Source organism: Streptomyces sp. T12, assembly GCF_028736035.1.
GTDB lineage: Bacteria > Actinomycetota > Actinomycetes > Streptomycetales > Streptomycetaceae > Streptomyces.
Genome location: NZ_CP117866.1, coordinates 3,877,619 through 3,892,745 on the forward strand (window position 1 = coordinate 3,877,619; position 15,127 = coordinate 3,892,745).

At 68.6% G+C, this 15,127-nt stretch carries 16 protein-coding genes; 6 read left to right on the plus strand and 10 right to left on the minus strand.

What is annotated here, in order from left to right; genetic code table 11:
- Window positions 1-29 precede the first annotated feature (29 nt).
- Complete coding sequence (locus PBV52_RS17300; RefSeq protein WP_274239274.1) at window positions 30-1,319, plus strand: PTS transporter subunit EIIC; 1,290 nt, start codon at window positions 30-32, stop codon at window positions 1,317-1,319.
- A gap of 186 nt (window positions 1,320-1,505) precedes the next feature.
- Complete coding sequence (locus PBV52_RS17305; RefSeq protein ID WP_274239275.1) at window positions 1,506-2,771, plus strand: PTS transporter subunit EIIC; 1,266 nt, start codon at window positions 1,506-1,508, stop codon at window positions 2,769-2,771.
- 105 nt (window positions 2,772-2,876) lie between these two features.
- On the opposite strand, the gene PBV52_RS17310 is transcribed toward PBV52_RS17305, so the two are convergent.
- A complete protein-coding gene (locus tag PBV52_RS17310; RefSeq protein ID WP_274239276.1) occupies window positions 2,877-3,629 on the minus strand; it encodes an MBL fold metallo-hydrolase in 753 nt (250 codons plus the stop codon).
- 223 nt (window positions 3,630-3,852) lie between these two features.
- Between PBV52_RS17310 and PBV52_RS17315 the strand changes: the two genes are divergently transcribed.
- Entirely contained in the window at window positions 3,853-4,329 is a 477-nt protein-coding gene (locus PBV52_RS17315; protein ID WP_274239277.1) for a type II toxin-antitoxin system PemK/MazF family toxin, read from the plus strand.
- A 34-nt stretch (window positions 4,330-4,363) separates the two neighbouring features.
- Here PBV52_RS17315 and PBV52_RS17320 read toward each other — a convergent pair whose 3' ends face one another.
- The 7 genes from PBV52_RS17320 to clpS form a co-directional block, all read right to left on the minus strand.
- Complete coding sequence (locus tag PBV52_RS17320; RefSeq protein ID WP_274239278.1) at window positions 4,364-5,314, minus strand: PLP-dependent cysteine synthase family protein; 951 nt, start codon at window positions 5,312-5,314, stop codon at window positions 4,364-4,366.
- A 7-nt stretch (window positions 5,315-5,321) separates the two neighbouring features.
- The gene (locus tag PBV52_RS17325; RefSeq protein ID WP_128428790.1) at window positions 5,322-5,600 is read right to left on the minus strand and encodes a MoaD/ThiS family protein; all 279 of its coding nucleotides are present in this window, start codon (window positions 5,598-5,600) and stop codon (window positions 5,322-5,324) included.
- 114 nt (window positions 5,601-5,714) lie between these two features.
- Window positions 5,715-5,810: a putative leader peptide gene (locus PBV52_RS51735; RefSeq protein ID WP_019759525.1), complete on the minus strand. Its 96-nt coding sequence runs from the start codon at window positions 5,808-5,810 to the stop codon at window positions 5,715-5,717.
- An 86-nt stretch (window positions 5,811-5,896) separates the two neighbouring features.
- Complete coding sequence (locus PBV52_RS17330) at window positions 5,897-6,319, minus strand: M67 family metallopeptidase (protein ID WP_274239279.1); 423 nt, start codon at window positions 6,317-6,319, stop codon at window positions 5,897-5,899.
- Between the two features lie 200 nt (window positions 6,320-6,519).
- On the minus strand, window positions 6,520-7,959 hold the full coding sequence (locus PBV52_RS17335; RefSeq protein ID WP_274239280.1) for an amino acid permease: 1,440 nt from the start codon (window positions 7,957-7,959) through the stop codon (window positions 6,520-6,522).
- A gap of 340 nt (window positions 7,960-8,299) precedes the next feature.
- Entirely contained in the window at window positions 8,300-8,908 is a 609-nt protein-coding gene (locus tag PBV52_RS17340; protein WP_274239281.1) for a DUF2017 domain-containing protein, read from the minus strand.
- Window positions 8,909-8,952: 44 nt separating this feature from the next.
- Entirely contained in the window at window positions 8,953-9,270 is a 318-nt protein-coding gene (gene clpS / locus PBV52_RS17345; protein ID WP_030053518.1) for an ATP-dependent Clp protease adapter ClpS, read from the minus strand.
- 121 nt (window positions 9,271-9,391) lie between these two features.
- Between clpS and PBV52_RS17350 the strand changes: the two genes are divergently transcribed.
- Window positions 9,392-10,750 (plus strand): nicotinate phosphoribosyltransferase, encoded by a 1,359-nt coding sequence (locus tag PBV52_RS17350; protein ID WP_274239282.1) that lies wholly within the window; start codon window positions 9,392-9,394, stop codon window positions 10,748-10,750.
- A gap of 136 nt (window positions 10,751-10,886) precedes the next feature.
- On the plus strand, window positions 10,887-11,477 hold the full coding sequence (locus PBV52_RS17355) for a nicotinamidase (protein WP_274239283.1): 591 nt from the start codon (window positions 10,887-10,889) through the stop codon (window positions 11,475-11,477).
- A gap of 114 nt (window positions 11,478-11,591) precedes the next feature.
- Here PBV52_RS17355 and PBV52_RS17360 read toward each other — a convergent pair whose 3' ends face one another.
- Window positions 11,592-11,936 carry a hypothetical protein gene (locus PBV52_RS17360; protein WP_274239284.1) on the minus strand — a complete coding sequence of 115 codons (345 nt, stop codon included), beginning with the start codon at window positions 11,934-11,936 and terminating at the stop codon, window positions 11,592-11,594.
- A 169-nt stretch (window positions 11,937-12,105) separates the two neighbouring features.
- Window positions 12,106-14,454, minus strand: coding sequence for an immune inhibitor A domain-containing protein (locus PBV52_RS17365; protein WP_274239285.1), 2,349 nt, complete (start codon window positions 14,452-14,454; stop codon window positions 12,106-12,108).
- A gap of 390 nt (window positions 14,455-14,844) precedes the next feature.
- On the opposite strand from PBV52_RS17365, the gene PBV52_RS17370 reads away from it, so the two are divergent.
- Entirely contained in the window at window positions 14,845-15,108 is a 264-nt protein-coding gene (locus PBV52_RS17370) for a hypothetical protein (protein WP_274239286.1), read from the plus strand.
- Window positions 15,109-15,127 lie beyond the last annotated feature (19 nt).

Sequence of the window (15,127 nt, forward strand, 5' to 3'; positions counted from 1 at the left end):
TACACCACCTGGCAGGCGGTCGCCAACCCATGAGTGCCGAGACCCGGATCTCCCCCGCGCGCAGGCGGTGGCAGGCGGCGTTCCAGGGGCTGCAGAAGATGGGGCGCAGCCTTCAGCTCCCCATCGCCGTCCTGCCGGCCGCGGGCATCCTCAACCGCCTCGGCCAGCCGGATGTGTTCGGGGACGAGGGGCTCGGCTGGGACAACGTCTCGAAGGTGATGGACGGCGCGGGCGGCGCGCTGCTCGACGGCTCGCTCGGACTGCCGTTGCTGTTCTGCGTCGGCGTGGCCATCGGCATGGCGAAGAAGGCGGACGGCTCGACGGCGCTCGCGGCGGTGGCGGGGTTCCTCGTCTACTACAACGTGCTGCGCGAGTTCCCGGAGGACTGTCCGGACGGGACGAAGGAGATCACCAACATCGGCTGCGCCGCGGCCGACGGGACGGTGAGCGCGTACGAGTACCAGAACCCCGGCGTCTTCGGCGGCATCGTCATCGGCCTGCTCGCGGCCTTCTTCTGGCAGCGCTACCACCGGACGAAGCTGGTGGACTGGCTCGGCTTCTTCAACGGGCGACGTCTGGTCCCGATCATCATGGCGTTCGTGGCGATCGTGTTCGCGGTACTGTGCCTGTGGGTCTGGCCGCCGATCGGTGACGCGCTGGAGAGCTTCAGCGACTGGATGAGCGACCTGGGCGCCTGGGGCGCGGGCGTGTTCGGCATCGCCAACCGGGCACTGCTGGTCGTGGGCCTGCACCAGTTCCTCAACGTGCCCATCTGGTTCCAGTTCGGCAGCTACACCACGCCCGACGGCGAGGTGGTGCACGGCGACATCAACATGTTCCTCGCGGGCGATCCGAACGCCGGCCAGTTCACCTCGGGCTTCTTCCCGATCATGATGTTCGCCCTGCCGGCGGCGGCCCTCGCCATCACGCACTGCGCCAAGCCGAGCCGCCGCAAGGAGGTCGGCGGTCTGATGCTGTCGGTGGCCCTGACGTCGTTCGTCACCGGCATCACGGAACCGATCGAGTACTCGTTCCTCTTCATCGCCCCGCTCCTGTACGCGCTGCACGCGCTGCTGACGGGCGTGTCGATGGCGGTGACCTGGGGACTGGGCGTGCACGACGGCTTCAGCTTCTCCGCCGGACTGATCGACTACATCATCAACTGGAACCTGGCGACGAGACCTTGGGCGATCATTCCGATCGGCCTGTGCTTCGCGGCCGTCTATTACGGCGTGTTCCGGTTCGCCATCACGAAGTTCGACCTGAAGACCCCGGGGCGGGAGCCGGAGGACGAGGTCGAGGACGTGACCAAGGTCTGACGTGACCGGGCGGGGGCGGAGTGGGCGCGCAGACGCCGGAAAGTAGCGGATCAGTCGCGGGAATCGCGGGTTCCTTATCCGGCCTTCACCGTGCTACAACAGGTCTACACCACTAAGTGGTTTAGACCAGACGCCGCCGTCCCCTCCTTTGTCTTCGGGCGGCGCCATGCCCCCCTGGAGGAAGTTGTGACCACGGCCAGCGCCGCTCCCGCGGCCGACAAGAAGAAGGGCGCCGGTGCGATGGCTGTTCTGCAGCGTATCGGCCGGAGCCTGATGCTGCCGGTGGCGGTCCTGCCCGCCGCCGCCCTCCTGGTCCGCCTCGGCAACACCGACATGCTGGGGCGCGAGTCGTTCCCCGGCTTCATCACGAAGATCGCGGGCTTCATGGCGGCCGGCGGCAACGCGATCCTCGACAACATGGCGCTGCTGTTCGCCGTGGGCATCGCGATCGGCTTCGCCAAGAAGTCGGACGGCTCGACGGCCCTGGCGGCCGTGGTCGGCTACCTGGTCTTCAAGAACGTGCTGGCCACGTTCACCGACAAGAACCTGCCGCAGGTGGCGACGGCCGTCGACGGCAAGGTCGTGATGGTCGACGCGCCGGTGGACGCCAAGGTCCTCGGCGGCGTGGTGATGGGCATAGTCGTCGCCCTGCTGTACCAGCGCTTCTACCGCACCAAGCTGCCCGACTGGGCGGGCTTCTTCGGTGGCCGCCGACTGGTCCCGATCCTGTCGGCCTTCGCCGGCCTGGTCATCGGCATCGTCTTCGGCTACATCTGGCCGGTCCTCGGCACGGGTCTGCACAACTTCGGCGAGTGGCTGGTCGGCTCCGGGGCCGTCGGTGCCGGCATCTTCGGTGTCGCCAACCGCGCGCTGATCCCGATCGGCATGCACCACCTGCTGAACTCCTTCCCCTGGTTCCAGGCCGGCGAGTACCAGGGCAAGAGCGGCGACATCGCCCGGTTCCTGGCCGGCGACCCGAGCGCCGGCCAGTTCATGACCGGCTTCTTCCCGATCATGATGTTCGCGCTGCCGGCCGCGTGCCTCGCGATCGTGCACTGCGCCCGGCCCGAGCGCCGCAAGGTCGTCGGCGGCATGATGCTGTCCCTCGCGCTGACCTCGTTCGTCACGGGCGTGACCGAGCCGATCGAGTTCACCTTCATGTTCATCGCCCCGGTGCTGTACGCGATCCACGCGGTGCTGACCGGTGTGTCGATGGCCTTGACCTGGGCGCTCGGCATGAAGGACGGCTTCGGCTTCTCGGCCGGCGCGGTCGACTTCGGCCTGAACCTGGGCATCGCGACCAACCCGTGGGGTCTGGCCCTGGTGGGCCTGTGCTTCGCCGCGGTCTACTACGTGGTCTTCCGGTTCGCGATCACCAAGTTCAACCTGCCGACCCCGGGCCGCGAGTCCGACGAGGAACTCGCCGAACTCCAGAAGGCGGAGGCGAAGTAGGCCGCACGGCCCAGCGACGAACGGCGAAGGCCCCGGAACCGAAAAGGTTCCGGGGCCTTCGCGCACATACGGGCCTGAACCCCGTACGGGCAGCTTCTCGACCGGCTAGATCTCGTACGCCTGCCGCGGCGCCGCCAGTGCCACCGGGCCGTCGTAGACCGCGCGCGCGTCGGCGAGGTTGACCTCGGGGTCGGTCCACGGCGGGATGTGGGTGAGGACCAGACGGCGGGCGTTCGCGCGGGCCGCCGTCTGGCCCGCCTCGCGGCCGTTGAGATGCAGGTCCGGGATGTTTTCCTTGCCGTGTGTGAAAGCGGCCTCGCACAGGAACAGGTCGGCGTCGCGGGCGAGTTCGTCCAGGGCCGTGCTGATGCCCGTGTCGCCGGAGTACGTCAGGGTCTTCCCGCCGTGCTCGATCCGGATGCCGTACGCCTCCACCGGGTGGGCCACGCGTTCCGTGTGCACCGTGAACGGGCCGATGTCGAAGGTGGACGGCTTGACCGTGTGGAAGTCGAAGACCTCGCTCATGGACGAGGCGGTGGGGGTGTCGGCGTAGGCGGTGGTCAGACGCTGTTCCGTGCCCTCCGGTCCGTAGACCGGGATCGGGTCGCAGCGGCCGCCGTCGTGCCGGTAGTAGCGCGCGACGAAGTACGCGCACATGTCGATGCAGTGGTCGGCGTGCAGATGGCTGAGGAAGATCGCGTCGAGGTCGTAGAGACCGCAGTGGCGCTGCAGCTCGCCCAGGGCGCCGTTGCCCATGTCGAGGAGCAGCCGGAAGCCGTCGGCCTCGACGAGGTAGCTCGAGCAGGCCGATTCCGCGGACGGGAACGACCCCGAGCAGCCGACGACGGTGAGCTTCATGAAACAGAAACCTCCGCTGGCGGGAAATCCAGAAGATCGAGGGATGGGGCGTCGGGGGTCGTGCGGTTTGTCGAGCGTAAGGCGCAAAACCTCCGGTCGCTCCTCCGCCAAGGGCTGTTGTGGGCGAACTCACCTGTGGTGTCACGCGTTCGGCTGGACGCGGGGCGCGTGAGGCGGGAGGGAGGGCGCGCGGGGCCCGGCGCACGCCGGTACCGTCGTGCCCATGGACACGTCCTGGTGGCTGGCGCTCGCGGCGGTGGTGTTGCTCGCACTGATCGCCGCGCTCGTGGACGGGTGGGGGCGCAGGCGGCGTCCCCGGGGGCGGCGGACGCGTCCGCCGGGGCTGGCGGACCGGCGCACTGCGGCCCGTCAGGACGGGCGTGGTCCCGCTCGTCCGGAGCCCGCCGAGATCTGGTGGGCGAACGTGCCCTACGAGGACGGGCCGGGAGCGAAGGACCGGCCGTGTCTGGTGCTCGCGGTGCGCGGGCAGCGGGTCACCGTCGCGAAGATCACCAGCAAGTACCGCGACGAGCGGGGCGGAGTGATTCCGCTGCCGCCGGGCTCGGTCGGGGACACCCGTGGGCGGGCGAGCTTCCTGGAGACGGGCGAGCTGCGGGACGTACCGGTGGGGGACTTCCGGCGGCGGGTGGGGGTGATGGACCCGGTCGTGTGGGACCAGGTCCGTCACCTCGCCCCGTGAGCGCTCCGCCGGGAGAGCCGGTGGCGGGCGTTGCTCACGCCCAGAGTTGACCTTGCAGGGTCTCGATGGCGGCCTCCGTCGTGGCGGCCGTGTAGACGCCGGTCGAGAGGTACTTCCAGCCGCCGTCGGCCACGACGAACACGATGTCCGCGCTCCCGCCGGCCGCCAGCGCCTTCTTTCCGACCCCGATCGCGGCGTGCAGCGCGGCGCCGGTGGAGATGCCCGCGAAGATGCCCTCCTGCTGGAGGAGTTCGCGGGTGCGGGTGACCGCGTCGGCCGAGCCGACCGAGAAGCGGGTGGTCAGGACGGAGGCGTCGTACAGCTCGGGTACGAAGCCCTCGTCGAGGTTGCGCAGGCCGTAGACGAGGTCGTCGTAGCGCGGTTCCGCCGCGACGATCTTCACGTCCGGCTTGTGCTCGCGCAGGTAGCGGCCGACGCCCATCAGCGTGCCCGTGGTGCCGAGGCCGGCCACGAAGTGGGTGATGGAGGGGAGGTCGGTGAGGATCTCCGGGCCGGTCGTCGCGTAGTGCGCGCCCGCGTTGTCCGGGTTGCCGTACTGGTAGAGCATCACCCAGTCCGGGTGCTCGGCCGCCAGCTCCTTGGCGACCCGTACGGCGGTGTTGGAGCCGCCCGCGGCGGGGCTGGAGATGATCTCCGCGCCCCACATGGCGAGCAGGTCACGGCGCTCCTGCGAGGTGTTCTCGGGCATCACGCAGACGATGCGGTAGCCCTTGAGCTTCGCCGCCATGGCCAGCGAGATCCCGGTGTTGCCGCTGGTCGGCTCCAGGATGGTGCAGCCGGGGGTGAGGCGGCCGTCCTTCTCCGCCTGCTCGATCATGTGCAGGGCCGGGCGGTCCTTGACCGAGCCGGTGGGGTTGCGGTCCTCCAGCTTGGCCCAGATGCGGACGTCGGCGGACGGCGACAACCGCGGCAGGCACACCAGAGGGGTGTTGCCCACCGCGGCGAGCGGGGAGTCGTAGCGCATACCGGTCTCAGGCCATGCCGCCGGCGACAGCCGGCAGGATCGTCACGGTGTCGCCGTCGGACAGCTTGGTGTTGATGCCGTCGACGAAACGGACGTCCTCGTCGTTCAGGTAGACGTTGACGAAGCGGCGCAGCTGGCCCTCGTCCACGATGCGGGCCTGGATGCCCGCGTGCCGGGTCTCGAGGTCGGTGAACAGCTCGGCGAGGGTGTCACCGCTGCCCTCCACCGCTTTCTGACCGTCGGTGTACTGGCGGAGGATGGTCGGGATGCGGACCTCGATGGCCATGGCTCAGGGCTCCTGTCGGGAGTAGTCAGTCGGGGGCGCGCGGCAGCGCAGGTACAGCAGGTGGTGCGTGTGGGCAGCGCCGCGGCTCACGGCCGTACGGCGGCAGGGGCAGCGTCAACAGATGGCGCTGGCGAGCCTGCACAGGTCGACGTGCAGCCGCGCCACGAGCAGCATGCCCGGCGTCTTCTCGCTCACGTCGTGGGAAACCATGGGCTCATCGTATCGATTCCCGGTCGGGCACCCAGAGTGTGATCTCGCATGGTGGACGGATTCTGGCCAAATAGCGGGATGCGGGATCAGTAGGCCGCTACGACCTCGACCTCCTCCTCCGTCACCTCGCCGTCCACGATCCGGAACGAGCGGAACTGGAACTCGCCGAGACCGTCGGTGTCGGCCGTGGAGACCAGGACGTAGTGCGCGCCGGGCTCGTTCGCGTAGGAGATGTCGGTGCGCGACGGGTAGGCCTGGGTCGCCGTGTGGGAGTGGTAGATGACCACCGGCTCCTCGTCGCGGTCGTCCATCTCGCGGTAGAGCTTGAACAGGTCGCCCGAGTCGAACTCGTAGAACGTGGGCGACATGGCCGCGTTCAGCATCGGGATGAAACGCTCCGGGCGGTCCGAGCCCGCCGGCCCCGCCACGACGCCGCACGCCTCGTCGGGGTGGTCCTTGCGCGCGTGGGCGACGATCTGGTCGACGAGGGCCTGGGTGATGGTCAGCATGCTCGTCAGGATAAGCAGAAGGGCCGCCCCGTACCGAAGAGTGGTACGGGACGGCCCACATGCCGGACGCCCTGAGCGGCAGTCACCAGGGGGCACCACGAGCGCTCCCTGCGACTGGGCGTCCTCGGCCGTGTATACGGCGGACTCGGCCGGCCTTCTCGAATACGACCGACTCGGCCGGCCTTCTCGATACGGCGGACTCAGCCGACCTTCTCGAACTCCGGCTCCTCGCCGCCGCGCGCGGCGATCTGCGGGTTGCGGCCCTTGATGAACGCCCAGCCGATGCCCAGGGCGACTGCCCAGCCCGCCATCACGTACAGGCAGACGCGGGAGTCGGCGTCGTAGGCGATCAGACCGGTCACGAAGAGCAGGAACACGATGGCGATCCAGCTGCACAACGAGCCGCCCGGCGCCGGGAAGGACGAGGCGGGCAGGCGGCCCGCGACGACCGCGCGGCGGTAGACGACGTGGCTGATCAGGATCATCAGCCAGGTCCAGATGCCGGCCGCGGTGGCGACGGAGGTGACGTAGCCGAACGCCTTCTCCGGGACGACGTAGTTCAGGACCACGCCGACGCACATGAACACCATCGAGATGGTGATACCAAGGGCCGGCGTCTTGGTGGACGACAGCCTCGCGAAGACCTTGGGGGCCTCGCCGCTCTCGGCCAGGTTCCGCAGCATGCGGCCCGTGGAGTACATGCCGGAGTTGGCGGAGGACAGGGCCGCCGTCAGCACGACGAAGTTGACGATGCCGGCGGCGGCCGGGATCCCCATCATCGCGAAGGCCTTCACGAAGGGGCTGACGCCCTCCGCGAACTCGGTCCACTTCACCACGCACAGGATGACGGTGAGAGCGCCGACATAGAACAGCGCGATACGCCAGGGCAGGGTGTTGATCGCCTTGGGGAGGGTCTTCTCCGGGTTCTCCGACTCGCCGGCCGTGACACCGACCAGCTCGACCGCGAGGTAGGCGAACATGACGCCCTGCAGGGTCATCAGGGAGGAGCCGACGCCCTTGGGGAAGAAGCCGTCGAAGGCCCAGAGGTTGGAGACGGCGGCGGTGTCACCGGCGTTGCTGAAGCCGAAGGTGAGCACGCCGAGGCCGATGACGATCATGCCGATGATGGCGGTGACCTTGACCATCGAGAACCAGAACTCCAGCTCACCGAAGAGCTTCACGGAGATCAGGTTGACCCCGAAGAGAACCACCGTGAACACCAGGGCGGTGACCCACCGCGGGATGTCGGAGAACCAGTAGTCGACGTAGATCGCGGCGGCCGTGAGCTCGGCCATGCAGGTCACGACCCACATCAGCCAGTATGTCCAGCCGGTGAAGTAGCCGAAGAACGGGCCGAGGAACTCACGGGAGTACTCGGCGAAGGAACCCGAGACAGGGCGGTAGAGCAGGAGCTCACCGAGCGCCCGCATGATGAAGAAGACGATGGCGCCCGCGAGGGCGTACATCAGGATGAGGCTGGGACCGGCCTTGGCGATGTTCGCGCCGGCACCCAAGAACAGGCCGACGCCGATGGCGCCGCCGATGGCGATCATCTGGACCTGACGGCTGCCGAGCCCGCGCTCGTACCCCTCCTCGGGGGCGCCCGTGGCCTCTGCGTCAGTGACCTTCGAAGAGGTCATGTGTTGTGCGCCTTTCTCCATGCCGACCCGGGCCCTTCGTCGGCCTCGGATCGGGTCTCGATCCCCCCGGATTGCTGGAGCTGTGCCCGGCCGACGATCCGTCGGCCATGTGGCGCACCCGGCCGAACATTCGGGTGGTGCTCGGCGGGCGTCGTGAAGATTTATCACGGCCGTCACAGTGATCGACTAGGAGACATGTGGCGCATCACACAAGAAGAACCGGACAAAAAACACCGCCGTCTCCATAGCGGGTGGCGGCGGTGACGCGATCGTTATCCGGATTTGAGCGTCCTCTGAGCGAACACAGAACGGTCACATATCACTACAAAAAAGTCGCGCGCTACGGCATGAGCGTGGCGATCAGCGTCTCCTGGAGCCCGCCCAGCCACAGATACGCCATCACCATCGGCTTGCGCGGGTCCTCGTCCGGGAGCCGGTAGAGCAGGTCGGTGTCGTCCTCGTCGGTGATCTCCAGGCGGGAGCCGATGGCCAGGCGCAGGTCGTTGAGGGCGCCGAGCCACTGCTGGGACTCCTCGGGGGAGAGCTTGAGCACCGCACCGCCCTCGCCGGCGGAAGCGGCACTGAGCGCGTCCAGGGAGCGGACCACCGCGAGCGCGTTGTCGCGCTTGCCGGCGCGCAGGTCGTTCTCGGTGTAGCGCCGGAACTCCGAGGAGTACGCCCGCTGCTCCTCGGCCGCCTGGGGGCCGGGGGTCGCCTCCGGGTCGCTGTACGCATCCGGGAAGAGGCGCTTGAGGACCGGGTCGGCGGGCGGTTCGCTCGGCCCCTCGGCGAACAGCTCGGCGAGCGGGTCGTCGGGGGCCTCCTCGGCGGGGCCGGGCCCGATGAGTTCCAGCAACTGGACGGCGAGCGACCGGATGATGGAGATCTCGACGTCATCGAGGGCGACGGCCGCGCCGCCGCCGGGGAGCGGTTCGAAGGTTCCTGGCATGGAGGCGATTCGCTACTTCCGGTCCTGCGGGCGTGGGCTGGCGGTCATTTGCGGTCGTGCTGGAGGGTGGCCCACAGACCGTAGCCGTGCATGGCCTGCACATCGCGCTCCATCTCCTCGCGCGTACCGCTGGAGACGACCGCCCGGCCCTTGTGGTGGACGTCGAGCATGAGCTTGGTGGCCTTGTCCTTGGTGTAGCCGAAGTACGACTGGAAGACGTAGGTCACATAGCTCATGAGATTGACCGGGTCGTTGTGGACGATCGTGACCCAGGGGACGTCCGGCTCGGGGACGGCGAAAACCTCCTCCGCCGACTCGGTTCGTTCGATCTCTAGGGGAGCGGGTGACGTCACAGAGCCCATGCTGCCACCCGAGGGGGGTGGTCGCACAAACGGGCTGCGCAGCCGCGCCTGTTGTGGCCTTGGCTGTGATCTCGACCCCACAAATCGTCAGAGTGACGAAATGGGGGTACTATCCCTTGCCATGAACACAGCGGACCTTGGGCTGCCGGTGGACGTTCCCTCGACGGCGCTCTTCACGGATCAGTACGAGTTCACGATGCTGCAGGCCGCCATGAAAGCGGGCACCGCCGAGCGGCGGAGCGTCTTCGAGGTCTTCACCCGGCGGCTGCCCGAGGGGCGGCGCTACGGCGTCGTGGCCGGCACCGGCCGCGTGCTGGACGCCGTCGAGAACTTCCGCTTCGACGCCGACGTCCTCGGCTTCCTGCGCGAGCGGAACATCGTCGACGAGCAGACCCTGCAGTGGCTCGCGGACTACCGCTTCTCCGGCGACATCTGGGGCTACCCCGAGGGCGAGGTCTACTTCCCGGGCTCGCCGATCATGCGGGTCGAGGGCACCTTCGCCGAGTGCGTACTGCTGGAGACGGTGATCCTGTCCATCCTCAACCACGACTCCGCCATCGCCGCGGCCGCCTCGCGCATGTCGTCGGCCGCCGGAGAGCGCCCGATCATCGAGATGGGCGCCCGGCGCACGCACGAGCTGGCCGCGGTGGCCGCGTCCCGCGCCGCGTACCTCGGCGGCTTCACCTCCACCTCCGACCTGGCCGCCGGCTTCCGCTACGGCATCCCCACCGTCGGCACCAGCGCCCACGCCTTCACCCTCCTGCACGACCGCGAGCGGGACGCCTTCCAGGCCCAGGTCGACTCCATGGGCCGCGGCACCACGCTGCTCGTGGACACCTACGACGTCGCCGAGGCGGTCCGCACGGCCGTGGAGGTCGCCGGGCCCGAGCTGGGCGCCGTCCGGATCGACTCGGGCGACCTGCTGCTGGTCGCGCACCGGGTCCGACAGCAACTGGACGAGCTGGGCGCGACGCACACCAAGATCATCGTCACCTCCGACCTGGACGAGTACGCCATCGCCTCGCTGGCAGCGGCACCGGTGGACGCGTACGGCGTCGGCACCCAGCTGGTGACCGGGTCCGGGCATCCGACCTGCTCGATGGTCTACAAGCTGGTCGCCCGCGCCGAGTCCGCCGACCCCGGGGCCCCGCTGGTGCCGGTCGCGAAGAAGTCGAGCGGCGGCAAGACCTCCATCGGCGGCCGCAAGTGGGCCGCGCGGCGCCTCGACGAGTACGGCGCCGTGGAGGCCGAGGTCGTCGGCACGGGGCCGGTGCCGGACGAGCTCGCCGACCGGCAGCTGCTGGTCGAGCTGGTCAAGGGCGGTGACGTGGTGGCCCGTGAGCCGCTGGACGTCGTACGGGACCGGCACACGGCCGCTCGCGCGAATCTGCCGCTGTCCGCCACCCAGCTCTCGCGCGGGGAACCTGTCATCCCGACGGAGTATGTCAACGGGCGCTCGAAGAGCCGGACGGGGTCGTGAAGCGAGTGCGCCCGGCGCGCTCACTCCATGCCCCCTCCCGCAGGGCACCCGAAGTCTCTAGGCTCGGAAGTTCACGGCCGGGCCCGCACGCTTGCACCGTCCCGACCTCAGCGTCCATAACCGAAGGACACCGACCATGCGCCGCGCCTTGATCGTCGTAGATGTGCAGAACGACTTCTGCGAGGGGGGCAGCCTCGCGGTGCCCGGCGGTGCCGACGTGGCCGCCGCCGTCACCGAGCTGATCGGGCAGGCGGCCGGGTCCGGCTACCAGCACGTCGTGGCCACCCGCGACCACCACATCGCGCCCGGCGGCCACTTCTCCACGAACCCCGACTTCGCCCACTCCTGGCCCGCGCACTGCGTCGCCGGCACGGAGGGGGTCGGCTTCCACCCGAACTTCGCCCCGGCCGTCGCCTCCGGCGCGGTCGACGCCGTGTTCGACAAGGGGGCGTACACGGCGGCCTACAGCGGGTTCGAGGGGGCCGACGAGAACGGGGTGAGGCTGGCGGACTGGCTGCGGGCCAGGGAGGTCTCGGAGGTGGACGTGGTGGGGATCGCCACGGACCACTGCGTGCGCGCCACCGCGCTGGACGCCGCGAGGGAGGGCTTCCGTACGCAGGTGCTGCTGGACCTGACCGCCGGGGTGGCCTCGGAGACCACGGAGCGCGCGCTGGAGGAGCTGCGCGAGGCGGGGGTCGAGCTGTCCGGGAAGCCGGTCGTCGCGTAGCGCTCCGCCGCACGCTCCGCGGGGGTGCCGCCTAGCGCTCCGCGGGGGTGCCGCGATGGGCCGTCGGGCGGCTGCCGCGCCGTGGGGGCTGGTCGCGCAGTTCTCCGCGCCCCTTTAGGGCGTTGTCGCTGGGCGTCTCAAGAGGGCTCTGATCGGGTGCCACAGCTCCTGGGCGAGTTCCGGGCCCATGGCGACACCGTTGTCAGGGGCCGTTCGCCATATCAGGCCGTCGGGGTGGTGCAGGACCGCCGTGATCTCGTCCGGGGTCGGCGGGGCGGCGTTGCCGCGCAGGTAGACCGCCCGCATGCCCAGGTTGCGGAGCCTGGTCAGGGCTCGGGCGCGGTTCTGGGCGTGGACGAGGACACGGACGCAGCCCGTGCCCTGGGCGGTGGGTCTGGGCAGGTTCAGCGCCACCACCACGCTGCCGGTCGGCAGCTTGCAGAAACCTCCTGCGGCCATGCGGTCACACCCCCGTGCGAGTCGGTGTCAGGATCGAGGTCAGGGTCAGGGTCAGGGTCGGCGTCGGTGCCGGTGTCAATAACGGAAGCACAGGGTGCACCTAAACACGATCGGCGGCAACCCGCCAGGGGGCTGCCGCCGATAGCGCTCTGACCTGCGAAAATGCTGCTTACTTCACCGCAGCGCCGACCTCGACCGTGATCGTCGAGCCGTCCGAGGCCTCCTTGATGATCTTGATCTTGGTGTTGGTGTCAGTGATCTTGACGCCCGCGGTCGGGGTCGCCGCGTCGTAGTACGTGTTGGTCCGGTCGTTGAAGACCGGCACCCCCGCACGCGACGGAATCCGGGTCGCGACGTCCGCGTTGTGCAGCGTCATGCCGTCCGTGCGGAACCGGCTGAACGGCGCGTCGTAGGACTGGATGCGGTTGCGCATCAGCGTGCCGTCGGCCCACTTCAGCGGAGTCGGGTGGGAGTCCACCGGGAGGATCAGGCCGACACCCTCGTGCTTGCTGGTGTTGTTGTCCGCCTGGGAGGTGTCCCACTTCCAGATCAACAGGCCGTTCTGGTACGCGTAGTGCTCCACCCAGTCCGGACGGGTCTGCGAGAAGCCGTAGTTGTACGGGCCGACCTTCAGGGTCTTGTCGTACGACACGTACTGGCGGTTCTCGGCGATGTAGTACTGCGCGTAGTCGTCCGTGATGGACCCGCCGATGCGCTTGAAGCCCTTCGTCGCCCAAGCGGCGTCCGCGCTCTCGGCGTTGTCGGAGAACAGGGCCGTGCCGTCGGCGGTCACGGTGATCTCGTCGGCCGCGAAGCCCTTCTGGGCCACGCCGCCGTCCGTCTGGTAGCGGAAGCGCAGGTCGATCTTCTTGCCGGCGTAGGTGTCGAGCGGGAACACCAGCTTCTTGTAGGCGTCCACCGTGCCGGTGAGCGCGGGCTTGCCGCTGGCGTCGCGCGGGAGGGCCGCACCGTCCACCGTGCCGTCGACCGCCGTCCAGTTGGCGCCGCCGTCGGTCGAGACCTCGGTGTAGAGGTAGTCGAACTCGGCCTCGATGTCGTACCAGCCGTCAAGGGTCAGGGAGGCGGAGGACTTGCCCGTGAGGTCCACGGAACGGGTCAGCGTGTTGGCGAGGTTGTCGCCGCTGCCGCTCCACCACTGGTTCGCGCCCTGCGCCGGCTTGACGATCTCGGTGGTGACCTTCTTCTTCGGCAGCTCGACCACGAGGGCCTGCTTGTGCCGGGTGTTGTACTCGGCCACGCCCAGCTTGTGCTCGGACTCCGTCGCGGCCTTCGCCTTGTCGTAGTTCAGCCAGCCCAGCTGGAGCTTGTCCCAGGCGGTCATGTCGCCGGGCAGGTCACCGATCTCCTTCTTGCCGGTGCCGAGCCAGGAACCGGAGGACATCAGGGTCCAGAAGCCGGTGGAGTTCTCGCCGCCGGAGGTGTCGTAGTGGTCCGGCAGACCGAGGTCGTGGCCGTACTCATGGGCGAAGACGCCGAGTCCGCCGTTCTCCGGCTGGACGGTGTAGTCGCCGACCCAGATGCCGGTGGAGCCGATCTGCGCGCCGCCCAGCTTGTTGTCCGCGGGGCCGGTGGCACCCGTGTCGGTGCCGAACGCGTACCAGCGGTGGGCCCAGATCGCGTCGGTGCCCTGCGCGCCGCCGCCCGCGGACTCGTCCTCACCGGCGTGCACGACCTGGAAGTGGTCGATGTAGCCGTCGGCCTCGTTGAAGTTGCCGTCGCCGTCGAAGTCGTAGCGGTCCCACTGATCGAACTTCGCCACGTCCGCCTTGATCTCGGCGTCGGTCTTCCCAGCTGCCTTCTGCTGGGCGACCCACGCGTTCAGACCGTCGCTGACGACGTTCCAGACGCTGGAGCAGTTGGTCTGGCCGCAGGCGTTGTTGCCGTAACGGGCCTCGTTGTAGGGGACCTTGACCCAGTCGGCGACCTCGCCCTCGACCGAGTAGCGGCCCGAGGACTGCTTCTCGTAGTACTTCTTCATCGACTCGACGTTCTTGCCGGTGCCGAAGTAGAGGTCCTGGAAGTGCTTCTGGTTGTAGTCCGCCTGCCAGGCGGTCGAGTTGTCCTTGGCGCGGTCGGGCTCGGCTATCTGGTTGTGGGCCGGGCCGGGCGTGCCGCCGAACTCGCTGATCTGGTCGCCGAACTCGACCAGGATCGTGAATATCTTGTCGGTCTTCTCGCGGCCCAGCTCGACGTACTTGCTGTCGCCCTTCTTGCTCTTGAGCTCGACGACCTGCGAGCCCGCGCGCTCCTTCACCTTGGCCTTGCCGGATATGACCTGGTTCAGGGCTTCTTCGCGCTGGGCCTCCTGGGTCTTGCTCAGGGGGCCGTCCAGGTCGTGGTCGGCGTGAGTGTGCTCCGCCGGGTCGTGCCGCTCCACGGATGCCGCCGAGGTGTCTTCGCCGGCCTGCGCCACCGCGTAGGTCGAGCCCGTCGCCGCGGCCGCCGCGAGCGCGACGGCGGTTGCCGTCGCTCTGAACGTCCAGGGTCTGCTGGTCACTTGCTTCCTCCCCCGCGTCCGGGCGCACGGAGGGAAGGTCCTGGTCATGGAGGTTCCGCGCGCACCTGATCAACGCGTGTAGTCAAGTGACGACATTTGACTAGAGGTTAAGCAGAAAAGACAGACCTTGACTTGCACACCTCAATTGCACTATGCGGAGTCGATGTTCATTTAACGAACAACGATCTTTGACCAACGGGCGCGTGCCCCCGTCCACTTGGTGGACGGCATGACTCCGTGCGCCCCCTGTGCACCGGCACTGTTGGTTAGGTCACGCTTACGGTTTGTTCCCCTCGGGCATGCACGCGGTTAGAGTCGGATGGCGGAACGCCCGGACGTCGGCGGAAAGCCAGGCCGAAACCCCCGTGCACCCCCGATTCCGAGGACACGATGATCATGCCTCGTCCGACTGCCGCACAGCTCTCCTACGGCTCGTGCACCGTGATCTTCTCGACGCTCGCCATGCTGCTGCTGTCCCAGACGAGTTCGGGCGTGGGGATCGCGGTCATCGCCGTCTCGGCACTCATGCTCGGGCTGCTGGTCGCCATGACGGTGCCCATGCCCAAGAAGCCCCGCGTGGTGGCGGTGCGCAGGCCCAAGCCCGTAGGCGCGGAACGGGAACAGACCGAAGAACCGGTGCTGACGCGCCCCTGACGCATCTCAGGTGTTCCCT